Origin of the sequence: Nonomuraea guangzhouensis (genome assembly GCF_019396345.1) — a bacterium.
Taxonomy (GTDB): domain Bacteria; phylum Actinomycetota; class Actinomycetes; order Streptosporangiales; family Streptosporangiaceae; genus Nonomuraea; species Nonomuraea guangzhouensis.
Genome location: NZ_JAHKRM010000022.1, coordinates 33,278 through 54,085, shown reverse-complemented (window position 1 = coordinate 54,085; position 20,808 = coordinate 33,278). Strand labels below are relative to the sequence as shown.

At 67.9% G+C, this 20,808-nt stretch carries 19 protein-coding genes, 1 tRNA gene and 1 pseudogene; 12 read left to right on the top strand and 9 right to left on the bottom strand.

Features of this window, described 5'->3' with window-relative positions:
- Positions 1–6: 6 nt before the first annotated feature.
- A complete protein-coding gene (locus KME78_RS38680) occupies positions 7–447 on the bottom strand; it encodes a hypothetical protein (RefSeq protein WP_219534435.1) in 441 nt (146 codons plus the stop codon).
- 131 nt (positions 448–578) lie between these two features.
- Between KME78_RS38680 and KME78_RS38675 the strand changes: the two genes are divergently transcribed.
- The 5 genes from KME78_RS38675 to KME78_RS38655 all read left to right on the top strand — a co-directional run bounded on the left by KME78_RS38675 (position 579) and on the right by KME78_RS38655 (position 7,321).
- On the top strand, positions 579–1,199 hold the full coding sequence (locus KME78_RS38675) for an RNA polymerase sigma factor (RefSeq protein ID WP_308127294.1): 621 nt from the start codon (positions 579–581) through the stop codon (positions 1,197–1,199).
- A complete protein-coding gene (locus KME78_RS38670) occupies positions 1,192–2,244 on the top strand; it encodes a hypothetical protein (protein WP_219534434.1) in 1,053 nt (350 codons plus the stop codon). The genes KME78_RS38675 and KME78_RS38670 overlap by 8 nt, the downstream gene beginning before the upstream one ends.
- Entirely contained in the window at positions 2,241–3,125 is an 885-nt protein-coding gene (locus tag KME78_RS38665; RefSeq protein WP_219534433.1) for a hypothetical protein, read from the top strand. The genes KME78_RS38670 and KME78_RS38665 overlap by 4 nt, the downstream gene beginning before the upstream one ends.
- Positions 3,126–3,300: 175 nt before the next feature.
- Entirely contained in the window at positions 3,301–5,238 is a 1,938-nt protein-coding gene (locus tag KME78_RS38660; protein WP_219534432.1) for a glycosyl hydrolase family 18 protein, read from the top strand.
- Positions 5,239–5,812: 574 nt separating this feature from the next.
- Positions 5,813–7,321 carry a helicase HerA-like domain-containing protein gene (locus tag KME78_RS38655; protein WP_246652827.1) on the top strand — a complete coding sequence of 503 codons (1,509 nt, stop codon included), beginning with the start codon at positions 5,813–5,815 and terminating at the stop codon, positions 7,319–7,321.
- 38 nt (positions 7,322–7,359) lie between these two features.
- Here KME78_RS38655 and KME78_RS65060 read toward each other — a convergent pair.
- The 3 genes and pseudogenes from KME78_RS65060 to KME78_RS38645 form a co-directional block, all read right to left on the bottom strand.
- Positions 7,360–8,238: pseudogene (locus KME78_RS65060) on the bottom strand (DUF5829 family protein); the annotation flags it as partial.
- 137 nt (positions 8,239–8,375) lie between these two features.
- Complete coding sequence (locus tag KME78_RS38650; RefSeq protein ID WP_246652826.1) at positions 8,376–8,714, bottom strand: TetR/AcrR family transcriptional regulator C-terminal domain-containing protein; 339 nt, start codon at positions 8,712–8,714, stop codon at positions 8,376–8,378.
- Positions 8,715–8,754: 40 nt separating this feature from the next.
- Positions 8,755–9,897: a serine hydrolase domain-containing protein gene (locus KME78_RS38645; protein ID WP_219534430.1), complete on the bottom strand. Its 1,143-nt coding sequence runs from the start codon at positions 9,895–9,897 to the stop codon at positions 8,755–8,757.
- A 146-nt stretch (positions 9,898–10,043) separates the two neighbouring features.
- Between KME78_RS38645 and KME78_RS38640 the strand changes: the two genes are divergently transcribed.
- From KME78_RS38640 to KME78_RS38615, 6 genes are all read left to right on the top strand, one after another.
- Complete coding sequence (locus KME78_RS38640) at positions 10,044–10,463, top strand: SigE family RNA polymerase sigma factor (RefSeq protein WP_219534429.1); 420 nt, start codon at positions 10,044–10,046, stop codon at positions 10,461–10,463.
- A 2-nt stretch (positions 10,464–10,465) separates the two neighbouring features.
- On the top strand, positions 10,466–10,687 hold the full coding sequence (locus tag KME78_RS38635) for a hypothetical protein (protein WP_219534428.1): 222 nt from the start codon (positions 10,466–10,468) through the stop codon (positions 10,685–10,687).
- A 181-nt stretch (positions 10,688–10,868) separates the two neighbouring features.
- Entirely contained in the window at positions 10,869–11,294 is a 426-nt protein-coding gene (locus KME78_RS38630; RefSeq protein WP_219534427.1) for a hypothetical protein, read from the top strand.
- A 172-nt stretch (positions 11,295–11,466) separates the two neighbouring features.
- Positions 11,467–12,612, top strand: a complete 1,146-nt coding sequence (locus tag KME78_RS38625) for a sensor histidine kinase (protein WP_219534426.1) — start codon at positions 11,467–11,469, stop codon at positions 12,610–12,612.
- Entirely contained in the window at positions 12,609–13,274 is a 666-nt protein-coding gene (locus tag KME78_RS38620) for a response regulator transcription factor (RefSeq protein ID WP_219534425.1), read from the top strand. The genes KME78_RS38625 and KME78_RS38620 overlap by 4 nt, the downstream gene beginning before the upstream one ends.
- A 104-nt stretch (positions 13,275–13,378) precedes the next feature.
- The gene (locus tag KME78_RS38615) at positions 13,379–14,650 is read left to right on the top strand and encodes a serine hydrolase domain-containing protein (protein WP_219534424.1); all 1,272 of its coding nucleotides are present in this window, start codon (positions 13,379–13,381) and stop codon (positions 14,648–14,650) included.
- Positions 14,651–14,701: 51 nt separating this feature from the next.
- Here the strand turns inward: KME78_RS38615 and KME78_RS38610 are convergent, their stop codons facing one another.
- The 4 genes from KME78_RS38610 to KME78_RS38595 form a co-directional block, all read right to left on the bottom strand.
- A complete protein-coding gene (locus KME78_RS38610; RefSeq protein WP_219534423.1) occupies positions 14,702–15,787 on the bottom strand; it encodes an XRE family transcriptional regulator in 1,086 nt (361 codons plus the stop codon).
- Positions 15,784–16,410: a hypothetical protein gene (locus KME78_RS38605; protein WP_219534422.1), complete on the bottom strand. Its 627-nt coding sequence runs from the start codon at positions 16,408–16,410 to the stop codon at positions 15,784–15,786. The genes KME78_RS38610 and KME78_RS38605 overlap by 4 nt, the downstream gene beginning before the upstream one ends.
- A gap of 288 nt (positions 16,411–16,698) precedes the next feature.
- Positions 16,699–16,772, bottom strand: a tRNA-Pro gene (locus tag KME78_RS38600).
- A gap of 64 nt (positions 16,773–16,836) precedes the next feature.
- Positions 16,837–17,700, bottom strand: a complete 864-nt coding sequence (locus KME78_RS38595) for a metallophosphoesterase (protein WP_246652861.1) — start codon at positions 17,698–17,700, stop codon at positions 16,837–16,839.
- A gap of 195 nt (positions 17,701–17,895) precedes the next feature.
- Between KME78_RS38595 and KME78_RS38590 the strand changes: the two genes are divergently transcribed.
- Complete coding sequence (locus KME78_RS38590; RefSeq protein WP_219534420.1) at positions 17,896–18,351, top strand: GatB/YqeY domain-containing protein; 456 nt, start codon at positions 17,896–17,898, stop codon at positions 18,349–18,351.
- 48 nt (positions 18,352–18,399) lie between these two features.
- Here KME78_RS38590 and KME78_RS38585 read toward each other — a convergent pair whose 3' ends face one another.
- A complete protein-coding gene (locus KME78_RS38585) occupies positions 18,400–20,661 on the bottom strand; it encodes a transglycosylase domain-containing protein (RefSeq protein WP_308127293.1) in 2,262 nt (753 codons plus the stop codon).
- Positions 20,662–20,808: the final 147 nt, after the last annotated feature.

Below are 20,808 nucleotides of genomic sequence, written 5' to 3'. Positions count from 1 at the left end.
TGGGGCTCAGCGCTCGACGGAGCAGCCGATCCACTTGGCGATGTGCTTGTCCTTCTTCGTGAAGCGCTGGGCGTCGACCCTCTCCGTGAACCTGCGGTTGTGCACGACGCCCTTCTCGTCACGGAACCTGACGTGCCAGCGGTCGCCGTCCTTGCGCTTGACCACGCACTTCATCTTCCCTGCCGGGCCGCATGCCTCGGGGCCGTCGATCCGCTCCGAGATGCGGATACCCGCCTCGCCCTTGTACACCTTTTCGCCCTTGACCACCTTGAACAGCTCGACGTGCTCGACGTCCGGCTCGGCGCATTCGAGGATGGGCGTGAGCTGGTCGCTGGTGATGAGCGCCGGCTGGGACGGGTCGTCCGCCGCGAACGCCGGAGTGGACAGGGCAGCGGTGGTGCCGAAGGCCGCCACGGCGAGAATGGCGGCGCCAAGTGCGCGTCTCATGTGAGTCTCTTCTCTGAATGTTTGCGGATGACGACCGGCCGGTCACCATGAAGATTGCCGGGGCGAGTGTTAATTCCATGTATGTCGGGTGATGGCGTGAAAGCAGAGCGCCCCATCGGTTGAGTACAGGTGTGACTGCCAACCCGACGGTTTCGCTCCGCCTCGTTGATCCTCCGGGGGCGATCAGCGATACGGACCTGCTGAAGGCGTCGTACCGAAAACCCGAGCGGTTCGGCGAGCTCTACGACCGCTACTTCCGGGAGATCCACGCGTACCTGGGCAGGCGGCTCGACCAGCAGGCGGCCGACGACCTCGCCGCGGAGGTGTTCCTCACCGCGTTCAGGAAGCGGGCCACGTTCGACCCCGAGCGCGGGGAGGTGCGCCCCTGGCTGTACGGCATCGCGAGCAACCTGATCGCGCTGCACCGGCGTACCGAGACCAGGAAGCTGGCGGCGCTGCGCCGCAGCGCGGCCAAGGGTCAGGACGCGGAGCACGGCCACGAGGAACGCGTGGTCAGCCGGGTCGACGCCGCGAACGAGCAGGCGCGGCTCACGGCGGAACTGCAGGCGCTGTCCGAAGGCGACCGGGACGTGCTGCTGCTGAGCGCCCTGGGCGAGCTGAGCCACGAGGAGGTGGCCAAGGCCCTCGGCATCCCGTACGGCACCGTCGGGTCCCGTCTGTCGCGGGTGCGCAGGAAGCTTCGTGCCGCTCTGGGCGGCGTCAATCCCTTGAACGGAGGCTCCGATGGATGATTACCAGGCGGTGCGCGAACTGCTGCCCGCGCCGCCGCTGTCGCCCGAGGTCGAGCGGGCCGGGCGCGAACGGCTGGCCGGCGCGTTCGCTCAGGAGCGGGTCCGGCGGGGCCGCAAGATCGCCAGAAGGAGCGCGCTGGGGCTCGTCCTGGCCGGGGCGGCGGCCGTCGCCCTGCTGACCGGGGTGCTGCCGGACCGGCCGGTCGTGACGCATGGCGCGGTCGCTCCGGCGAACGCCAACCGGATCCTGCTGGCCGCCGCGACCTCGGTGGCGGCGACGTCCGACTCGGGCGCCTGGTGGGGCAGCAAGCTGATCGACGGCCGCGAGTTCTACGACCCCGGCCACCGCTACCTGCTGCGGCAGACCAAGTCGGTGGAGTCGTGGATCCCGGCAGACCCGGAGACCCGCACCTGGTACCGCGAGACGTACCTCGGCGCCGCGCCCGCGAGCTCCCAGGCCGAGGCCGCCTGGCGGGCGGCCGGCGCACCCACGTCCTGGACCTACGGGAAGAACGCCCCTGACCTGATCACGGACGAGGGGCCGCCGGGCGTCGTCCGAGCGGCCCGGGGCAAGCCGTGGACCTTTTCGAGCGAGGACTGGGACTTCCGTATCGTCCTGGCAGGCAAGCCGCTCACCAGGATGAACGAGGTTCCGGAGACCCCCGAAGGGTTGCGCGCGCTCTTCTCCGGCGTGGATGACCAGGCGCTCGTCGACGACGTCGTGCGGCTCCTCGTGTACGCGCCGGTGACGAGCGAGACCCGGGCCGCCGCCTACCGTCTGCTCGCGTCGATGCCAGGCGTCTCGGCCGTCGGCCAGCAGACGGACACGCTTGGACGTACCGGGCAGGCCCTTGAATACCAGTCTGGGGAGTTCGCCTTTACCGAGTACGCGGGGCGCACCCGCAATCGGCTGGTGATCGATCCAGCCACCGGAATGCCCCTCTCGATCGAGACGCGTGACACGGCAGATGGCCGTCTCCTGCGGTTCACCGCGATCCAGGAGAGCGTCTGGACAGATGACAACCCACTGAAGGAGCAGAAGTGAGATCGCTGATCGCCGCCGCAGCCGGTTTGGCCTTCACCGGAGTGTTCGCCGTACCCGCGCAGGCGACCCCGCCCGGGGGCGCGTACTGGCGAGTCGAGTCGGTCCTGACCCTGGCCCATCCACGGCCGGTCGGCAGCGGCTACTGGTTGACGGAGCGGCGGGCCTCCACCCACTGGAAGACACCCGAAGGCAAGGGCTGGTTCGGCTACCGGCCGCTCGGCGCCCGGCCCACGACCGAGAAGGACGAGGCGGCCTGGCGCGCCGACGGCTCGCCGAAATCGTGGAACTACCGCACGGAAGGGATGAAGATCTCCCTTTCCACGGAACCCGGCAAGGGATCTGTGGGGCCGACGAAGGGCGAGCCCAAGGGCTTCCGCCTGGGCGAGAAGACCGTGACCTACCAGCAGCTCCAGAACCTGCCGTCGGATCCGGCCGCCCTCAAGGAGTACGTCGTGGCGGACGTGAAGGCCTGGATCGACGAGGCCGCCGAGGAGGCCAAGACCACCTCCCCGAACTCTAAGATCGACGACTGGTTGTCCAACCTGGATTCGTACGTGGCCATCAATCTGGGCCGGATGTTGTACGAGACCCCGGTGCCGCCGAAGGTCAGAAGCGCCGCCTTCCAGGCACTCAAGACGACCAAGGGCGTCACCGATCTGGGGCGGGCCAAGGATCCGCTCGGCCGCTCCGGGCAGAAACTGGCCCTGCCGTCGAACATGACCAAGGGCACGGTGCTCATCGTGGACACCGAGACCATGACGCTGCTGGCCGAGTACACCGGCGCCACCGCCGACGGTAAGCCGCTGCCGGGCAAGACCAAGGTGGAGACGTACACGGTCGGCTGGACCAACGAGAAGCCCGCCGTCCCTGACGGCAAGTAGCCGCGATACCCGCTCGCCCCGAGGCCCTCGGGGCGAGTTTTTCGTTTTCGCGATCACGTATTGACGACCCCGCAGGCAGAGGCTAGCGTCGTCTCATAATTGACAGGAAACTTTACTATAAGTTTCCCGTCGGACCTCCCATCCACCCCCCAACCCGCCGGAGGTCGGAACACCTATGAGACGACACACCATCCTGAGCAAGGGCCTCGCGGTCTTAGCGGCGCTCCTCCTGCCGCTGACCGCGACGGTCGCCGTCCCCACCGGCGCGTACGGCGCCACCTCGGTCGCCTTCGCCGCCGCGTGGGCCCCGTGGACCGCGTACACGGCGGGGACCCGCGTCACCTACAACGGCGTCGACTACGAGTGCATCCAGAGCCACACCTCCCAGCCCGGCTGGGAGCCGCCCAACGTGCCCGCGCTGTGGAAACCGGTCACCGGCGGCGGCACCGACACCACCGCGCCGTCCGTGCCCGCCAACCTGCGCTCGACGGGCACCACCTCCAGCAGCGTCTCACTGGCCTGGGACGCCGCCACCGACAACGTCGGCGTCACCGGCTATGACGTCTACCGAGGCTCGACGCAGGTGAGCACGGCCACCGGCACCACCTACACCGACAGCGGGCTCGCGGCCTCGACCAGCTACACGTACACGGTGCGCGCCCGCGACGCCGCCGGGAACGTCTCGGCCGCCAGCGCCGCGGTCACCGCCTCCACCTCGGGCGGCACCGGCGCTCCCGGCCAGCCGGGCACGCCCAACGTCACCGGCTCGACCAGCAGCTCGATCACCCTGTCGTGGGGCGCCTCGTCCGGCACCGTCACCGGTTACCGCGTCTACGAGGGGAGCACGGTCAGGGCCACGGTGACCGGCACGTCGGCCACCATCGGGTCGCTGAGCGCCTGTACCTCGCACACGTACACCGTCAAGGCGTACAACTCGGTCGGCGAGTCCGCGGCCAGTGCCCAGGCCACCGGCGCCACCACCGGATGCACCGGCGGCGGCAACAAGGTGCTCGGGTACTTCGTCCAGTGGGGCGTCTACCAGCGCGGCTACCACGTCAAGAACATCGACACCAGCGGCTCGGCGGCCAAGCTGACCCACATCAACTACGCCTTCGGCAACGTACAGAACGGGCAGTGCGCCATCGGCGACAGCTACGCCGACTACGACCGCTTCTACCAGGCGGGCGAGAGCGTGGACGGCGTCGCCGACACCTGGGACACGGGCGCGCTGCGCGGCAGCTTCAACCAGCTCCGCAAGCTCAAGAAGAAGTACCCGAACCTGAAGGTGCTCTTCTCCTTCGGCGGCTGGACCTGGTCCGGCGGCTTCACCCAGGCCGCGCAGAACCCGACGGCCTTCGCCAACTCCTGCTACAACCTGGTCGAGGACCCGCGCTGGGCGGACGTGTTCGACGGCATCGACATCGACTGGGAGTACCCGAACGCCTGCGGCCTCACCTGCGACACCAGTGGCGCCGCCGCGTTCAAGAACGTCATGTCGGCCCTGCGCACCCGCTTCGGCTCCGGCAACCTCGTCACCGCGGCCATCACCGCCGACGGCACCAGCGGCGGCAAGATCGACGCGGCCGACTACGGCGGCGCCGCGCAGTACGTCGACTGGTACAACGTCATGACCTACGACTACTTCGGCGCCTGGGCGGCGCAGGGCCCCACGGCCCCGCACTCGCCGCTCACCTCCTACTCGGGCATCCCGACGGCGGGTTTCTACTCCGACAACGCCATCCAGAAGCTCAAGAGCAAGGGCATCCCGTCGAGCAAGCTGCTGCTCGGCATCGGGTTCTACGGCCGCGGCTGGACCGGGGTCACGCAGTCGGCCCCCGGCGGCACCGCGTCGGGAGCGGCGCCCGGCACGTACGAGCAGGGCATCGAGGACTACAAGGTGCTCAAGACCCGCTGCCCGGCCACCGGCACCGTCGCCGGCACGGCCTACGCCTACTGCGGCGGCCAGTGGTGGAGCTACGACACGCCCGGCACCATCGGCGGCAAGATGAGTTACTCGAAGGGTCAGGGGCTCGGCGGAGCCTTCTTCTGGGAGCTCAGCGGCGACACCACCAACGGTGAGTTGATCACCGCGATGAAGAGCGGTCTGGGGTGATCACCTCCTCCGCATGAGTTCTGGGCCGGCCCCGCATCGCGGAGCCGGCCCTTTCCCCTGGTTGGAGGGTTGATCCGGGAGCTGAGCGGAAATCTTGAAGCGGTGACGACGAACATGCTTCCGCCGTCGGCGTTCATCCGCAGAACACCATCCGGACCGCGACGGAGGGGGAGAGCGGCGTGGATGGCGCTCGCTCTCGCGCTCACCGGAGCCATCGGCTTCGGCTACTTGCTGGGACGCACCGCCCAGGACCCTCAGCCGCCGGTCCAGCAACGTGTGGCGGCCATGGCGGCCACGACAACTCTGAGCGCCGCACCGGCCTCTCCCTCACTCCCGTCACCGGCCGCCGGTCACGTGGCTCCTGCGTCCAAGCCCGTTTCCCGTCCAGCGGCCGTGTCGAAACATCGTCTGAAGAGCGTCAAGCACCGATCGCCCTGCCTCCGGTTCGAGGGGTTCAGGGCGCGGCTGTGCAGGAGCCTCTTCGACGCCGAAGGAGACTGACGCCTCTTTAGTCATCCTTTGCGACCGATGCGTCACGGTGGGTAGTAGCAACGCGGGCATCGGAGGAGAGGTGATGACGATGAAGGGGTACGACTTCGAGGGCCCGGCCCTGGAACTCGGGGCCCTGGTGCGTGAGGACGGCACCACCGGCCCGTCGACGCGGATCCGCATCCCCTTGAGCATGCTGAACCGGCACGGACTGGTGGCCGGCGCCACCGGAACCGGGAAGACCAAGACGCTCCAGCTCATGGCGGAGCAACTCGCCGCCCAGGGCGTGCCGATCTTCCTCGCCGACATCAAGGGCGACCTGTCGGGGCTCGCCTCACCGGGCACCGCCTCCGAGCGCGTCACCCAGCGTGCCGCCGAGGTGGGGCAGACGTGGAACCCCGAGTCCTATCCGGTGGAGTTCCTCTCCCTGGGCGGTCTGGGGTCAGGCATCCCGATCCGCGCCACCATGACCGCCTTCGGGCCCACCCTGCTCGCCAAGGTCCTCGGGCTCAACGAGACGCAGGAGTCGTCGCTCGGGCTGATCTTCTATTTCGCCGACAAGCAGGGCATGCCCCTGCTGGACCTCAAGGACCTGATCGCGGTCATCCGGTATCTGACCACCACGCCGGAGGCGCTGAGCGGGATCGGCGGGCTGTCGGCGGCGACGGCGGGGGTCATCCTCCGCGCGTTGACCAACTTCGAGGCGCAGGGGGCGGGGGCGTTCTTCGGCGAGCCGGAGTTCGACGTACGCGACCTGATCCGGGTGACGCCGGACGGCCGTGGGATGATCTCCGTTCTGGAACTGCCCGCCGTGCAGGACCGGCCGCAGCTCTTCTCCACCTTCCTGATGTGGCTCCTCGCCGATCTGTTCAACGTGCTTCCCGAAGTGGGCGATGTCGACAAGCCGAAGCTGGTGTTCTTCTTCGACGAGGCGCATCTGCTCTTCAACGACGCGTCCAAGGCGTTCCTGCAGTCGATCACCCAGACCGTGCGGCTGATCCGGTCGAAGGGCTTGGGCGTGTTCTTCGTCACCCAGACACCGAAGGACGTGCCCGCCGACGTACTGGCTCAGCTCGGCGCGCGCGTGCAGCACGCCCTGCGCGCCTTCACCCCTCAGGACGCCAAGGCGCTCAAGGCCACCGTGTCGACCTTCCCCGAGTCCTCCTACGACCTGAAGCGCCTGCTCACCGAGCTCGGCATCGGCGAGGCCGTCGTCACGGTCCTGTCGGAGACGGGCGCGCCGACCCCGGTGGCCTATACGCGCCTGCGTGCCCCCCAGACGCTCATGGCGCCGTCGAGCCCGGACGTGATCCAGGGCGCCATCGCCTCTTCACCGCTTCAGCAGAAGTACGGCACGGCGGTCGATCGCGAGTCGGCCTACGAGATCCTGGCCACGAAACTGGCCGCGCAGCAGCCCGCCAAGACCCCCGCGGCCCCGCGCGAGCCGGAAAGGCGCAGAGAACCGGAACCCGAACCGCCGCGTTCCGTACTGGAGTCGAAGGAGTTCCGCTCGCTGGCGCGGTCGGCGGCGTCCGCCCTCGGCCGCGAGATCGTCAGATCCATCTTCGGCACCGCCCGCCGCGGCCGCCGCTGAACCAGCGCCCACACATCCCGGACGACGGCGCCCGGGCCCACGGTGAGCGTCGAACGTCCGATGCGCTCCTCGTGCTTGGCCGCCGCGGCCTGGTTGAGCGAGAACGTGACCTGCTTCAGGCCCGCCTTCGCGCGCTCGACGGAGTCGAGCGTGATCGTGGTGCCGCCGCCCATCGCGATCACACCGCCGCCGACCTTCGTGACCTCGAATCCGCCCGCCTGGAGCAGGGGGATCGTGTTGGCGAGATCGCGCGCGGTGACGCCCATGCGGATGCTGGTCACGTCCCGCATCTGATGGTCGGCGTAGGCGTCGGGCAGGTAGCGCTCACGGCTGACGTCACCGGGGTAGCTCTCCGGCTCGGTCTGGCTGCGCGGGTCGGCGAAGTACTCGGGGAAGTACTCCATCGCCCACGGGTCGAAGTGCTCGTACTGCTCGGAGGTGGTGCGGATGGTGTCGAACCACGGCACGGGGACGCCGTCGCCGAAGTCGCGCGTCTGGCGGTACTTGGCCGGGTCGCTGATGCCCAGGTCGGCCAGGTTCGCGGTCACCTTGGCCAGGTCACCGCTGCGCTCGGTCGAGACGCCGAGCCCGGCGGAGCCGTAGAGGGCGTCCTGGCCGGGCAGGTCGCCCTCGCTGAACAGCTCGATGTAGGTCTCGCGGCCCTTGAGGTAGCGGCCCTTCCAGGTCATTCCGCCACCGGTCGTGGTACGGACCTCGAAGTTGGCGAACTCCCGCAGGTAGGCGGAGTTCTCGATGGCGTCGGCCGTCTCCCGGTCGACGACGCTGTAAGCGTGGTTGTAGAACAGCAACTGCTTCTGGGACGACGCCTGAGCCTGGTCGGCCTGCGCTGTCCCCACACCGCTCGCGACCGCTCCGGTGAGCGCTACGGCGCAGGTCGCGGTGAGGACGGTGATCATCCGTAATGTCCGGCGAATCAGCATGGATGTGATCTTAGGCTGAGATGATCACATCAACTGGTGTTTTGACAGGACTCAGACAGGCAATGTGGCGGAACTCATATCGGCAGCCAGCGCTCTCGCGTTTGCGGTGCCTGTCATCGGCGTTGGCTGCCGAGTCGTGCGGCGATGCCGTCGAGGACGCAGTCGAGGCCGGTGTCGAAGGTGGTGTCGGTGTCGGGGTGGGTGCCGTCGTGGATGGCCCTGGCGAGGGTGGGGTAGCGGCCGGTGGCGAGCATCCGGGTGATGTAGGGGCCCGATGCCCTTTGCCATTGTTCGTGCCGGTGGGCGGCCTGCCGCGTGCGGTGCGCCAGCGATCGTAGGGTGGCGCGCCAGTCCTCGCCGGTCGGCTCGGGCGGGGTGATCTCCGCGTAGACCGCGTCGACCATGAGGTCCAGGAGCTCGTCCTTGGTGGCGACGTAGCCGTAGAGCCGCATCGGTCCGGCGTCGAGCGTGGCGGCGACCTTGCGTAGGGAGCTAGCCGGCAGCCGACGCGGGACAGAACACCGAGATGAGGGCTTGGTCGACGCGCCTCCCCACACCGCCGCGCTCGGCATCGTCCGCGGCCACCGTCACGGAGACCGCAAACTGCAGCTTCCCGTCCGGGGAGGTGTAGGTCACGGCGACGAAGCCGGGAGCACTGCCACCGCGTGGCTGGAAGCTGGGGTTGCCCTCGCACAGGCCGCCCTTCGGCGGCGGCTGCTGGCCGGGCGCCGGGTCGGTGATCACTTTGCTCAGGGAGTCCGGCAGCAGCCTGCCCTGAACGAACGCGCGTTCGAAGGCGCTGATATCGTGCGCGGTGGAGATCACGCCGCCGGCGCCCAGCATGGTGGTGGCGTTGAGCTTGTCGACATCGAGCACCTTGCCCGTCTCATCCACCATGTAGCCGTGCCCATGCGGGCCCTTGATCCCCTCGGCGGCCTTGACCGGCAGGTAGGTGTCCCGCATGCCCAGCGGGGTGAAGATCCTCCGCTTGAGCTCGGTCGCCAGCGAATGCCCGGTCAGCTTCTCGATGATCATTCCGATCAGGATGTAGTTGGTGTTGGAGTAGTTGAAGGTCCCGATCTCCGATGGCCGTTGCCGCTTGCGAGAGGCGGACAGCAAGTCGACGGGGCGATACGTGACCGTGGAGTCGAGCGGGTCGATGTCGGGGGTGAGGAAGTCGGGGATGCCCGAGGTCTGCTTGATCAGGTCGCGTACCGTGATCTCGTCGGCCCGTTCCACGAGATCCTTCTCCGCCACCTCGGGGAGCAGCTCGCTGAGCTTGTCGTCCAGCTTCAGCTCGCCGCTCCGCACGAGTTGCAGGGCCGCGGTGGCGGTCATGTTCTTGGTCTGTGAGCCGATCCGGTAGCGGGCGGTGGAGGGGATCGCACCACCGTCGCCGTCGAGCAGCCGGGATCCGGCCGATCCCTTTCCGGCCCGCTTGCCGTTCACGTACACCTCGCCGATGGCGCCCACCACGTGGCCTGACTTCACCAAGGCCGCCATCGCCTTCCGCACGTCCCCTACCTTGACGGAGGCGTTGTCCGTCGACGCGATGGCGGGCGCGGAGACGCTCAGAGCCAATGCCGCGCATCCCGCCGAGACGACGCGGGCGACTGCCGATTGACGCGAAACCATGAATCACTTCTCCTGGAAGGCCGAAGCTCCGATGTGAAGCTCCAGTCCTAGCCAGGAGACCGTTTCCCCAGCGTTTCTCTCCAGGCCGAGGTTCCAACTTATCCGCCTCTCACGGGCGTGAGTATCGGGTGAGAGGAGAACACAATTTGGGGAGATATGACGGCTTCCGCGAGTTCGTGCTCGCCCGCCAGCAGGCGCTGATGCGGAGCGCGTACCTGCTCACGGGAGACGCCCACCTCGCCGAGGACCTGATGCAGAGCGTTCTGCTCAAGGTCGCCAACCACTGGCCCCGACTGGTCCGGCACGGCACCCCCGAGGCGTACACGCGCAAGGCCCTGATCAACCAGTACATCTCGTGGCAGCGGCGCAAACGACGGGAGTCGCCCAACGTAGACCCGCCGGAACGCGGCCACGCGCACGACGCCGCCACGATCGATCGCATTGTCCTGCACCAGGTGCTGACCAGGCTCACGCCCCGGCAACGCGCGGTGATCGTCCTGCGCTTCTACGAAGATCGCAGCGAACGGGAGACCGCGGAGCCCCTCGGCTGTTCGCTCGGCACCTGACCATGCGCGGCCTGCCGAAGGGCAGCCGTTCGTTCACCCTCGGCGCCTGGCTGAGCGCGGTCGAGGTCACGCTCGCCGCCGTCCCGTCGGACCGTTGGAACGAGAACCGCCACATCACGTACGCGGTGAACGTGGAGACCGGCCAAGTGCGGCAGCTCGCCATCCACCGTCCCCAAAGCGTGGGGCACGACGTCATCCCCGGCGCCCCGGCCGCCGCTTGGTGACGAGCCGCATTCTCGGCGACCTCCACACGGACGCACACTCCGCCGACGCCTACTCCCTTCGGTGTACGGCGTACGGCGAACGGTGCAAGGCCAAGTGACGATCAACGGACGACGCGCTCCCGCTGCGGCCCGGCCTAGCGTTTCCCGTCGAGATAGCCGGATGAGAACTGGAGGAAACGCCATGAGCAAGAGAGTGATGACTGCGATCGCCGGGCTGAGCTTGACGGCCGGTCTGCTGGGATGGGCCGGCGCGCCGGCTGGTGCCCAGGTCGGCACGGCCGGCGAGGCCGCCACCGCTGCGATGGCCGTGCCGAAGCCGCCGAAGGGCGCCAGGGCGGTGGTTCAGGTCAGCCCCAATCCCACCACCAAGCGAGGCCAGGAGGTGACGATCACCGGCCACTGCGTCGACGGCAAGGGACTCAAGGCCGTGCTCTCCGGGATGGACAGGGAGCACCCAGTGCTAGAGAACATCCACATCATTGAGGACAGCCCGAAGGGATTCGTGGCGAAGGCGACCATCGCCTCCAAGATCGGTAACGGCGTCGGTCCTGTTTTCGTCGACTGTGACGGCGAGGCAGGCGTGACCCTCCTGGTCACCCACGTCTGATCCGAACGCTGGTAAACAGATCCGGAGCTTCCGCGGTCCTTGAGTCCGCCGGTCCACGCGGCTACGGAAGCCGAGCATGCCGAGGGCGTCGCCCAGGTGACCACCTGGGCGACGCGGTCCGGTACGCCCCGGCCCGGCGTCACACCCGTCACCCCTCGAGAAGGGCCTCCGCATGGCCGAGCCGCCCCCGCGACGCGAACCCGCGCCTGTCCGACACTTCGCCCGGATCACCGACATTACGCTCGCTGCCCTCACTCTGATCTTCTTCGTCGCCGTAGCCCTCGCCAGCGGAGTGCACAGCCCCTGGCAGGGCACAATCCCCCTCGCTCTGCTTCTCGGAGCGCTCCTGCTGGTCAGACGCCGCTGGCCGATGACCGTGCTGCTGCTGTCGATCGGCGGGATCTTCGCCTATCACCTCACCGGACATTGGTCTCCCGCCGGTTGGATCTGGCCGGCCGCGGTCGCCTACTTCACCGCCGCCACCACGCCACGCGTGCGCTGGGTTGCCGCCATCGGCCTGGTCCAACTGGTCTACTCCGCGGTCGACTTCCGCTCGGTCCTGGACACGAACCCGACTCGCTACCTGATCCACGTCGCGGGGGAAGGACTGCTCCTGGCGATCCTCATCGCCGCGGGCCTCACCTACACCGCCGCGATGCGCTGGCGCGAACGGCTGGGCGAAACCGACAGCCGTGCCCGGGCCGCCGAGGAACGGCTGCGCGTCTCGCACGAGGTTCACGACGTCATCGCCCACACGCTGGCCGTCGTCGGCGTTCAGCTCAATGTCGCCGCCGACACTCTTGAGGAGGACCCGGCCGCGGCCGCCGCCGCGCTACGCCTGGCGAAGGACGTCAGGAACCGGGCGATGGCCGACCTCCGCTCGCTCATCGCGGTCCTGCGCGACAGCCCCGCTGACACCGCACCCCAGGCGGATCTGGCCTCCTTGGGCACTCTCATCTCCGACGCCCGCGCCGCCGGGCTTGAGGTGACCCTCGACGAGCACGGCGACCCGGCGACCGTGCCCGCCACTCCCGCCATCGCCATCTACCGCGTCGTGCAGGAGTCCCTCGCCAACACGCTCAAGCACGCGGGGGCGAGCAAGGCCGAGGTGACGATCAATTACGCGCCGCGCTCGATCACCGTCGAGATCAGCGACGACGGCCGCGGTGTCCCAGACGGCGCCGATGTCACCGAAGGCCATGGCCTGGCGGGCATGCGTGAGCGGGTGAGCGCACTCGGGGGCGTGCTCACCGCGGGGCCGGTCCCCGGCGGCTTCGCCGTGCGGGCCGACATCCCTGTGGCAGGCTCGACGGCATGACGATCAAGGTGCTCCTCGCCGACGACCAGGCACTCGTACGGGCCGGCTTCCGCAGCCTGCTGGCCCGCTCCCGGGACGTCACGGTCGTCGGCGAGGCCCAGGACGGCGACGAAGCCGTAACGCTGTCCGCGAGCACCCGCCCCGATGTGATCCTCATGGACATCCGCATGCCGGGCACCGATGGGATCACCGCCACGCGCCGCATCGTCACCAGCCCGACCACTCCGGGCTGTCGCGTCATCATCCTCACCACGTTCGACACCGACGAACACGTCTTCGCCGCCCTGCGCGCCGGCGCCAGCGGCTTCCTCACCAAAGAGGTCGAACCAGCCGAACTGCGCCGGGCGGTCGCCGCCGTCGCCGGCGGAGACGCGCTCCTGTCTCCGGGCGTGACCCGCCGCGTCATCGAGCAGTTCGCCCACCGGCAGGACCTCACGCCCAGCGCGGGGCAGCGGCTGGCCGCCCTCACCGCCCGGGAACTGGAGACGGTCAAGCTCGTGGCGCTCGGCCTCTCCAACAACGAGATCGCCGAGCGCCTCGTCATCAGCCCGCTCACCGCCAAGACCCACATCACCAGGGCCATCGCCAAGCTGAACGTGCGCGACAGGGTCCAGCTGGTCATCCTGGCCTACGAGAGCGGCCTGGTACAGCCCGGCGCGTGACATCAGGACGGACGGCTCGACCAGTCAAGGAGGCTACGGAAACGCCGAGGAAACGGCCTGCGCGCTTACATCCCTCGCAGATCGTTTCTCGGGAAAGGATTTCCATGGCGTTGCCACATCCCTCACTTGACCAAGATCCTTCGCGCCGTTCCGCCCTCGGGTTCCTGGGAGCAGTCCCGCTGGCGGCCGGTGGCCTGCTGGCCGCGCAGGGAACCGCCGAGGCGAACACCGACCTCTCATCTGGTACTGGCCGGATCCCCAAGGATCTGCGTCCTGGAGGCGCGTTCGATCGGCACATCAAAGAACTCGCGGACAAGGACGAGTTCTCCGGCACCGTGCTGATCGCGCACCGCGGCCGTCAGGTCCTGGCCCGCGCCTACGGCTGGGCGGACAAGCAAGGCAAGGTCCCGAACAAGGTCGACACCATCTATGCTCTGGCCTCGTCCTCCAAGCCGTTCACCGGGCTGGCCGTCGTGCAGCTCGTCCAGCAGGGCAAGCTCAAGTTCTACGACCTGGTGAGCAAGCATCTGGACGGCCTGCCGGCGAAAATGGCCGAAAGCATCACCGTGCACCATCTCCTGACGCACACCAGCGGTCTGGGCGACGCCCGGCGCCCTGGCGAGAAGCCGCCGCCGGAGAAGATCCACAACAGCTACGCGGAGCAGATGGCCGACTTCTGGGCGAATCTAAACACATTCGAGCTGGAGTTCGCCCCCGGAACGAAGAAGGCCTACAGCAGTATGGGCTACACCCTGCTCGGCGAACTCGTGGCGAAGGTCTCCGGCAAGTCGTTCCAGGACTACGTCCACCAGAACATTTTCCTCCCGGCCGGCATGGAGGACTCCGCCTACTACAACCGCCGCCAGTGGCTGGCCGACGAGCGCATCGCCCATCCGTACATGTATCAGAAGGACGGCACGCGGGTTGACGCCGTCCGCAACCTCGACAAGGGCTCCGTCTACGGCGACGCCGGCCAAGGCAGTAACTCGGCACGGGGATGGATGGGGACAGGCGGCGGCAACGGCTTCGCCAGCGCCCCGGACCTGCTGCGCTTCGCGGTCGCGTTGCAAGGCGGCAAGCTCACCGCCCGGCCCTATACCGAGCTGTACATCAACGGAAAGATCTCCGCGAAGCCTCTCAGGGAGGACACCTCCGGCAGTTCCCTTCGAGGGGAGACCTTCCAGGCGTACGGGCCTGTGGCCGCCACATACAACAACCAGCGCATCATCACCCACGGAGGTGGTGCAGGCGGCATTTCGACGAGCTGGTCCGTCTACCTCGACATGGACTGGACGGCCGTCATCCTGAGCAACTACGACCTGCAGAGCATCGAGCCGATCATCGCCCTGGAACGACGCCTCATCACCGGCGCATAGCTCCAGTTCCTCAGGTCGGCCGGCTGTAGAGGTCGGGCTCTCGTCCGTACACTATGCGCGCCGTGCTCGGAGGGGAGCGAGGCTCACCACGTTGGTGGTGCGCCGACTCGGCAGTTCTGAGCCTGTGGCGTGGCGGCTCAGCACGTCTTCGGCGAAGGCCGGCGTCCACAGCGCCGCCTCGGCCAGGTCTTCGCCCGGGTGCGGTCCGTAGATGGTCTCGGCCATCGCACGGAACCCGCGCGGCTTGATGGGAGCGATCGCGACCCGTTCCCGCAGCCGCTCGCCCCGCGCGCTCATCTGCTTGAACAGGCTCGTGTACCTCTGGTCGTCGATCTTTCCCAGCCGGCGGGCGGTACGGACGAGCGCGGCGATGGAAACACCCCAGCGCCGCTTGAGCAGCGCGAAATCCTGGATGGTGGGATGTTCTGGCATATCGCGTCGCATGCTGTCGAGCGGCGTGAGCAGATGCATCGCGAACTCGTCCGCCTCATGCTCCAGCTCGCGGCTGGCGCCCGCTTGCCGGTGCAGGACGGCATGGCCCAGTTCGTGTGCGGTCGACCAGAGCTGCCGGTCTCCCGCGTCGGTGTCGAGCAGCGCCAGGACCGGCAGATCCTCGAACCACAGGGAGAAGGCGTCGCGCCGGGTGTTGGGCAGGGGGAGTGCGATGACGAGGACTCCCGCGTGTTCCAGGAGGACCGGCAAGCCGAGCGCGGGCTCACCAGGAGAGAGGCCGAGAATCTCCCTCGTCCATCGAGCGGCCTCCTCGGGGCTGGTGCCGCGTCGGCAGGACTGGATGGTGAGCGGTGGCCCGACGAGTTTGTCCCGCATGACGAGCGCGGCCTCGGTGATGATCTCGCCGGCGCGCTTGGCCTGGTTGGACTCCTTGGCACCCATGCCTGCTCGGGCGCGGAAATGTGTGGGCAGGCCATCGAAAATCACCCGGGGCGGTTCCTGAAAGAATCCGGTCGGGAAGCCCGTTGCTGCGGCGAACTCGGCCAGCGCCCCGAAGGGCAGTTCGTACCTGTCCCGCTCGGCGTTCGACAGGGTGGTCTGGCTGACGCCGATGTCCCCCGCGAGCGTTTTCTGGGTGAGCAGGGCGAACTCACGCGCCTGCGTGAGCCGAGTTCCGTAGATCACGGTGCTTGTGCCTCCCCGATGCCTTCCAGCCCATCGCGGAGACGGTACTGCAGGTCGGGAAGCTGGGTGTAACGGCCGAGCAGTGAGAGCCGCCAGTCGATGGCGACCTGCCCCCCTTGTACGCCGACCGGCCGGACAAGGTCGAACCGGGTGATGACCGAGCCCTCGGCGGTCCATTGAAGAATCACGTTGTTGGTCGCATGGGGCTTGGGCAGCAACTCGGGCAACCCCAGATCGAGCTCGCCGGGCCCGATCAGCGGAATCGCACGCTCGGACAGCTGATTGACGAACCGCAGTTTGGCCTCTGTCGTCGGCTTGGGGATCTTGCTGTCGGCGGTGTGCCAGATACGGATGACGTCCTCGGGCAGGTGCAGGATCAGCCCGCTCATCGGCAGGCCGAGGTCGTCGTCGTCCTCCATCTCCGGGTTGAGCTGCTTGAGATCCTCCATCGCGTCCCGCCGGGTCATGTGCCGGTGCAGGTGGAGATCGGCCTCACGCTTCCACGCCGCTACGTCGTGAAGATGGTCGGCGGTCTGCATGCCGCGTTGCAGCGCCCGGTAGACCTCTTGGCAGGGGGTCTCCAAGCGCGCCGAGGTCGCCTCGGGTGAGTCATCTCTGACCATGCCGCTAATCATATTCGCGGGAAATACACACCATGTGATTCCCCGCCCCGACACGCCGTTGTCTGCCGATCTCCTGGGCTCCGTGCGTCAGGGAGAGTCGCTTCTCTCTTGATCCACTCAGCGAGATTGTGCCGGGTATCAACGGTGCGGGTGCGTCCCGTGGGATGGCCTGCAGCCTGTCATCCAGGCGGCCTCTGGAGGCGTTCAGGCAGAGGCTCACTTGACGGTCAAACGATCAAGGGCCCGGCTCTCGATCTTGAGAACCAGGCCCTTACCTCGGGAACCCTGTCGGGGTGGCGGGATTTGAACCCACGGCCTCTTCGTCCCGAACGAAGCGCGCTGCCAAGCTGCGCTACACCCCGTTGCACGCCCTCTGCAGCGTGCTTGAGAAAGTCTAGCTGACTTCGCGGGTGCTTGTGACCGCCTTTACCGGCGCGGAACCAGGGTGAGCAACGAGGCCTCCGGGAAGCAGGCGAAGCGTACCGGGGCGTACGGCGAGGTGCCGAGGCCGGCCGAGACGTGCAGCCAGGCGTCGTCGTGGCGGTTGAGGCCCTTGACGCGGGCCCGGTCGATGCCGCAGTTGGTGACCAGGGCGCCGTAGAAGGGGATGCAGAGCTGGCCGCCGTGCGTGTGGCCGGCCAGGAGGAGCTGGTAGCCGTCGGCGGCGAAGCGGGTCATGTTGCGGGGCTCGGGGGAGTGCATGACGCCGAGGCGGAGGTCCGCGTCTGCCGGGGCGGGGCCGGCGACCAGGTCGTAACGGTCGCGGTCGATGTGGGAGTCGTGGATGCCCGCCACCGCCACGTCGAGGTCGCCGATCTTGATGCGGGCCGTGGTGTTGTTCATGTCGAGCCAGCCCTCGGCGGTCATGCCGGCGCCGAGCTCCTCCCAGGGGAGGGACGGGACGTGCTGGCGACGGTCCTTCTTGGAGGTGCGCCAGAGGTAGCGGGCCGGGTTCTTGGGCTTGGGGGCGTAGAGGTCGTTCGAGCCGTACACGAACATCCCGGGACGGGCCAGCAGGGGCTCCAGGGCGTGCAGGAGCGCGGGCACGGCCTCCGGGTGGGCGATCGAGTCGCCCGTGTTGACGACCAGGTCGGGCTCCAGCGAGCCGAGTGAGCGGACCCAGTTGATCAGCTTCTTGCGGCCCGGCGTCAGGTGCAGGTCGGACAGGTGGAGGATGCGTACGGGTCGCTGCCCGCGCTCGAGCACGGGCACGTCGAAGCGGCGCAGCCGGAACCAGTTGCGCTCGACGACGGAGGCGTATCCCAACCCGGCCAGGCCGAGACCGAGCATGGACAGTGGTACAGCGGCGGCTTTCCTCACCCATTCATGATGCCCGACATCCGGCCCGAGCCGTCCCGAGTCCGCGAGAAGGCCGTACGAAGGCCACGAGCATGAGGTACAAAGGCCGCGAAAAGGCCGGGTGCCGGGCTGTGCGATGGGGCGCGCGAGCGCGTAGCCGTCCGTACACGCGGCAAGATGGACCGCATGAGCGCATTGAAGGACAAGCTGAAGGCCGACCTCACGGCCTCCATGAAGAGCCGGGACGAGGTACGTCTCCGGACGATTCGGATGGCACTGGCCGCGGTCAACGTCGAGGAGGTCGCCGGCAAGGCGGCCAGGGAGCTCTCCGACGACGAGATCGTCAAGGTGCTGACCAAGGAGGCCAAGAAGCGCCGGGAGGCGGCGGAGGCGTTCGGCAACGCCGGTCGCGCGGAGCAGGCCCAGGCGGAGCTGGACGAGCAGGCGGTGCTGGAGGAATACCTGCCGGCGCAGCTCTCCGACGAGGAGCTCGGCCGCCTCGTCGACGAGGCCGTCGCCGAGACCGGCGCCGCCGGGCCGCAGGCGATGGGTCAGGTCATGAAGGCCGTCAACCCGAAAGTCGCCGGCCGCGCGGAGGGGGGACGTGTCGCCGCCGCCGTACGCGCGCGACTGTCCGCCTAGCCAAGAGGGTGCCCGCCCCAAAGCGGGCACCCAGGGTTCAGAAAGAGCTCAGTTCAGCGGAGCGACGTTCGCCGGAGTGATGGGCGATTCGCCGCCGCGTCCCCGGCCCCGCCCCCGGCCCCGATCGCCGTTGTCGTCACCGTTGTCGTCGCGGTTGAACTGGTCGAAGAAGTCGTCCGGCGGGCCCTGCTCGTCCTTCTTCTCCTTCTTGGGCTTGGGCGCGCAGTTGTCGCCGCAGCCGCCGAACCGCTCCTGATCCACCGGCGTGAACTTGGTGGGCTCGACGCCCTTGAGCGCCCCGATCATCGCCTGCTTCCAGATGCGGCCCGAGATCGACGCGCCGTACACGTAGCTGTAGTAGCGGCCGCCGATGGTGACGCCGATCAGGTTGTGCGTGAAGGCGCCGCGCGGGTCGCCGAGGCTGACGGCGGAGGCGAGGTTCGGGGTGTAACCGGCGAACCAGGCGGCCGTGTAGCCGTCGGTGGTGCCCGTCTTGCCCGCGGCGTCCCGGCCGATGCCGCCGACCTCCCGCATCGTGCCCTTGGTGAACACGCCCGACAGGATGCCGCTGACGGCGTCGGCGACCTCCTCCTCCATGACCTTGGAGCACTTGGGTTTGTACTGGGTGGCCTTGCCGTAGCGGTCCTTGATCTCGGTGATCGCCAGCGGCTTGCAGTACTGGCCGCGTGAGGCGAAGACCGCGTAGGTGCTGGCCACCGTGACCGGGTCGACCTCGTTGATGCCGAGCGTGAAGGTCTCGAACTCGCGGAGCTTCGTGCCGTCGGCCCGCTTGAGCCCGATCCGCTTGGCCAGCTTGACGACCTTGCAGAGCGTGACACGCTCCTCGAGCCGCATGAAGAACGTGTTGACCGAGCCCCAGGTGCCGGTCTGCAGCGTCTTGAAGCCGCCGCCGCCCTCGCTGGAGTTGCGTACCTCATGGGTGGGGTCGCCGACCCGCTTGCCGTCGCAGTCCTTGAACGCCCCGTAGCCGGACGCGGTGAAGCCGGCGGGCGCCGGGTAACCGTCGCCGTACTTCAGGCCCTCCTCGAGCGCTGTGGCGAGCGTGTAGGCCTTCGCCGTCGAGCCCTGCTGGAAGCCGCCGCCACCGCCGTGCTTGGCGTCGGCGACGACGTTGTAGCTCATTTCATTCTTCTTCTTGCTGCCGCCGAACTTGCGCGAGGCCGCCATCGCCTTGATCTCGCCCGTGCCCGGCACGACCATCGCCTGCGAGGCCACGGGCTTGTCCTTGGTGCTGACGTACTCCTTGATGGCCTTCTCGGAGGCTTTCTGCATCTTCTTGTCGATGGTGGTCTTGATGGTGAGACCGCCGCGCTGGAGCAGTTTGAGGCGTTCCTTGGGGGTCTTACCGAAATCCTCGTTGTTGAGGATCTCGTTCTGAACGTAGAGGCAGAAGTACGGGTACTTGCTCTCTTCGCAGCCGCCGGAGACCTTGGTGTCCTTGAAGACCAGCTTCTTGGCCTTGGACTCGGCGGCTTCCTGCGGCGTGATCTTGCCGAGTTCGGCCATTCGGTCGAGGACGACGTTGCGCCGGGCCTTCAGCAGGTCCCTGGACGCTTTGCTGACGTTCGGGTCGGTCCGGTTGGGATTCTGGACCGCGCCCGCGAGCGTGGCCGCCTCGACGAGGTTGAGCGCGGAGGCCGGTTTGCCGAAGAAGCGCTTCGAGGCGGCCTGGATGCCGTGTGCGCCGGCGCCGAAGTATGCGATGTTCAGATACTTTTCAAGGATCTGATCTTTGGTGTACTTCTTCTCGATGGCCATGGCGTAGCGCAGTTCGTTGAGCTTGCGCCCGACAGTGGCCTCGATGGCCGCGGCCTGTTCCTCTTTGGTCTCGGCCGAGTTGAGCAGCACCTGCTTGACGTACTGCTGGGTGATCGACGAGCCGCCCTGGGTCACGCCGCCCGTGGTGAGGTTCTTGACCAGGGCTCGGGCCGTTCCCTCCACGTCGATCGGGCCGTGCTGATAGAAACGGAAGTCCTCGATCGAGATCAGCGCGGTGCGCATGATGGGGGCGACCTGGTCCAGGCGCACCGACTGCCGGTTCTCGTAGTAGAACTGGGCTATCTGCTTGCCGTCGGAGTCCTGCAGGACCGTGCGCTCGGGCAACGGGGGTTCTTCCAGGTCCTCGGGTTTTAGGTTGATCCCCGTCATCGCGGATTTGGCGGACATCCCGGCCCCGCCGACGGCCGGAAGGGCTATGGCAGCCGTGAGGACACCCGCGGCCGCACCCGCGGCGATCAACCGCGTGATGTTCAGGAACGGCGAGGAACGATCTTTGCCCTGAGCTTGCACAAGACACAGAGTACGTCGAATGGGTGACCTTATCGGTAACTCGGCACCATTTCGCCTTGACTGACGGGGGTGACTAGTCATTCCCGGTCAAGACTGCAGCGAGAAATTGGTCCTCTGGGGTCTGTCGGCCCGAACGTCTAGTTGCGT

Coding starts and splice junctions, on each gene's coding strand:
- KME78_RS38650 (WP_246652826.1), bottom strand. CDS start 8,714: ATGCGGCTCTACGGCTACGTCGCCACCAAGGACGAGCTCCTGGACCTC.
- KME78_RS38620 (WP_219534425.1), top strand. CDS start 12,609: ATGACGATCAAGGTGCTCCTCGCCGACGACCAGGCACTCGTACGGGCC.
- KME78_RS38680 (WP_219534435.1), bottom strand. CDS start 447: ATGAGACGCGCACTTGGCGCCGCCATTCTCGCCGTGGCGGCCTTCGGC.
- KME78_RS38655 (WP_246652827.1), top strand. CDS start 5,813: ATGACGATGAAGGGGTACGACTTCGAGGGCCCGGCCCTGGAACTCGGG.
- KME78_RS38635 (WP_219534428.1), top strand. CDS start 10,466: ATGCGCGGCCTGCCGAAGGGCAGCCGTTCGTTCACCCTCGGCGCCTGG.
- KME78_RS38645 (WP_219534430.1), bottom strand. CDS start 9,897: ATGGTTTCGCGTCAATCGGCAGTCGCCCGCGTCGTCTCGGCGGGATGC.
- KME78_RS38590 (WP_219534420.1), top strand. CDS start 17,896: ATGAGCGCATTGAAGGACAAGCTGAAGGCCGACCTCACGGCCTCCATG.
- KME78_RS38660 (WP_219534432.1), top strand. CDS start 3,301: ATGAGACGACACACCATCCTGAGCAAGGGCCTCGCGGTCTTAGCGGCG.
- KME78_RS38605 (WP_219534422.1), bottom strand. CDS start 16,410: ATGGTCAGAGATGACTCACCCGAGGCGACCTCGGCGCGCTTGGAGACC.
- KME78_RS38625 (WP_219534426.1), top strand. CDS start 11,467: ATGGCCGAGCCGCCCCCGCGACGCGAACCCGCGCCTGTCCGACACTTC.
- KME78_RS38670 (WP_219534434.1), top strand. CDS start 1,192: ATGGATGATTACCAGGCGGTGCGCGAACTGCTGCCCGCGCCGCCGCTG.
- KME78_RS38595 (WP_246652861.1), bottom strand. CDS start 17,700: ATGCTCGGTCTCGGCCTGGCCGGGTTGGGATACGCCTCCGTCGTCGAG.
- KME78_RS38615 (WP_219534424.1), top strand. CDS start 13,379: ATGGCGTTGCCACATCCCTCACTTGACCAAGATCCTTCGCGCCGTTCC.
- KME78_RS38630 (WP_219534427.1), top strand. CDS start 10,869: ATGAGCAAGAGAGTGATGACTGCGATCGCCGGGCTGAGCTTGACGGCC.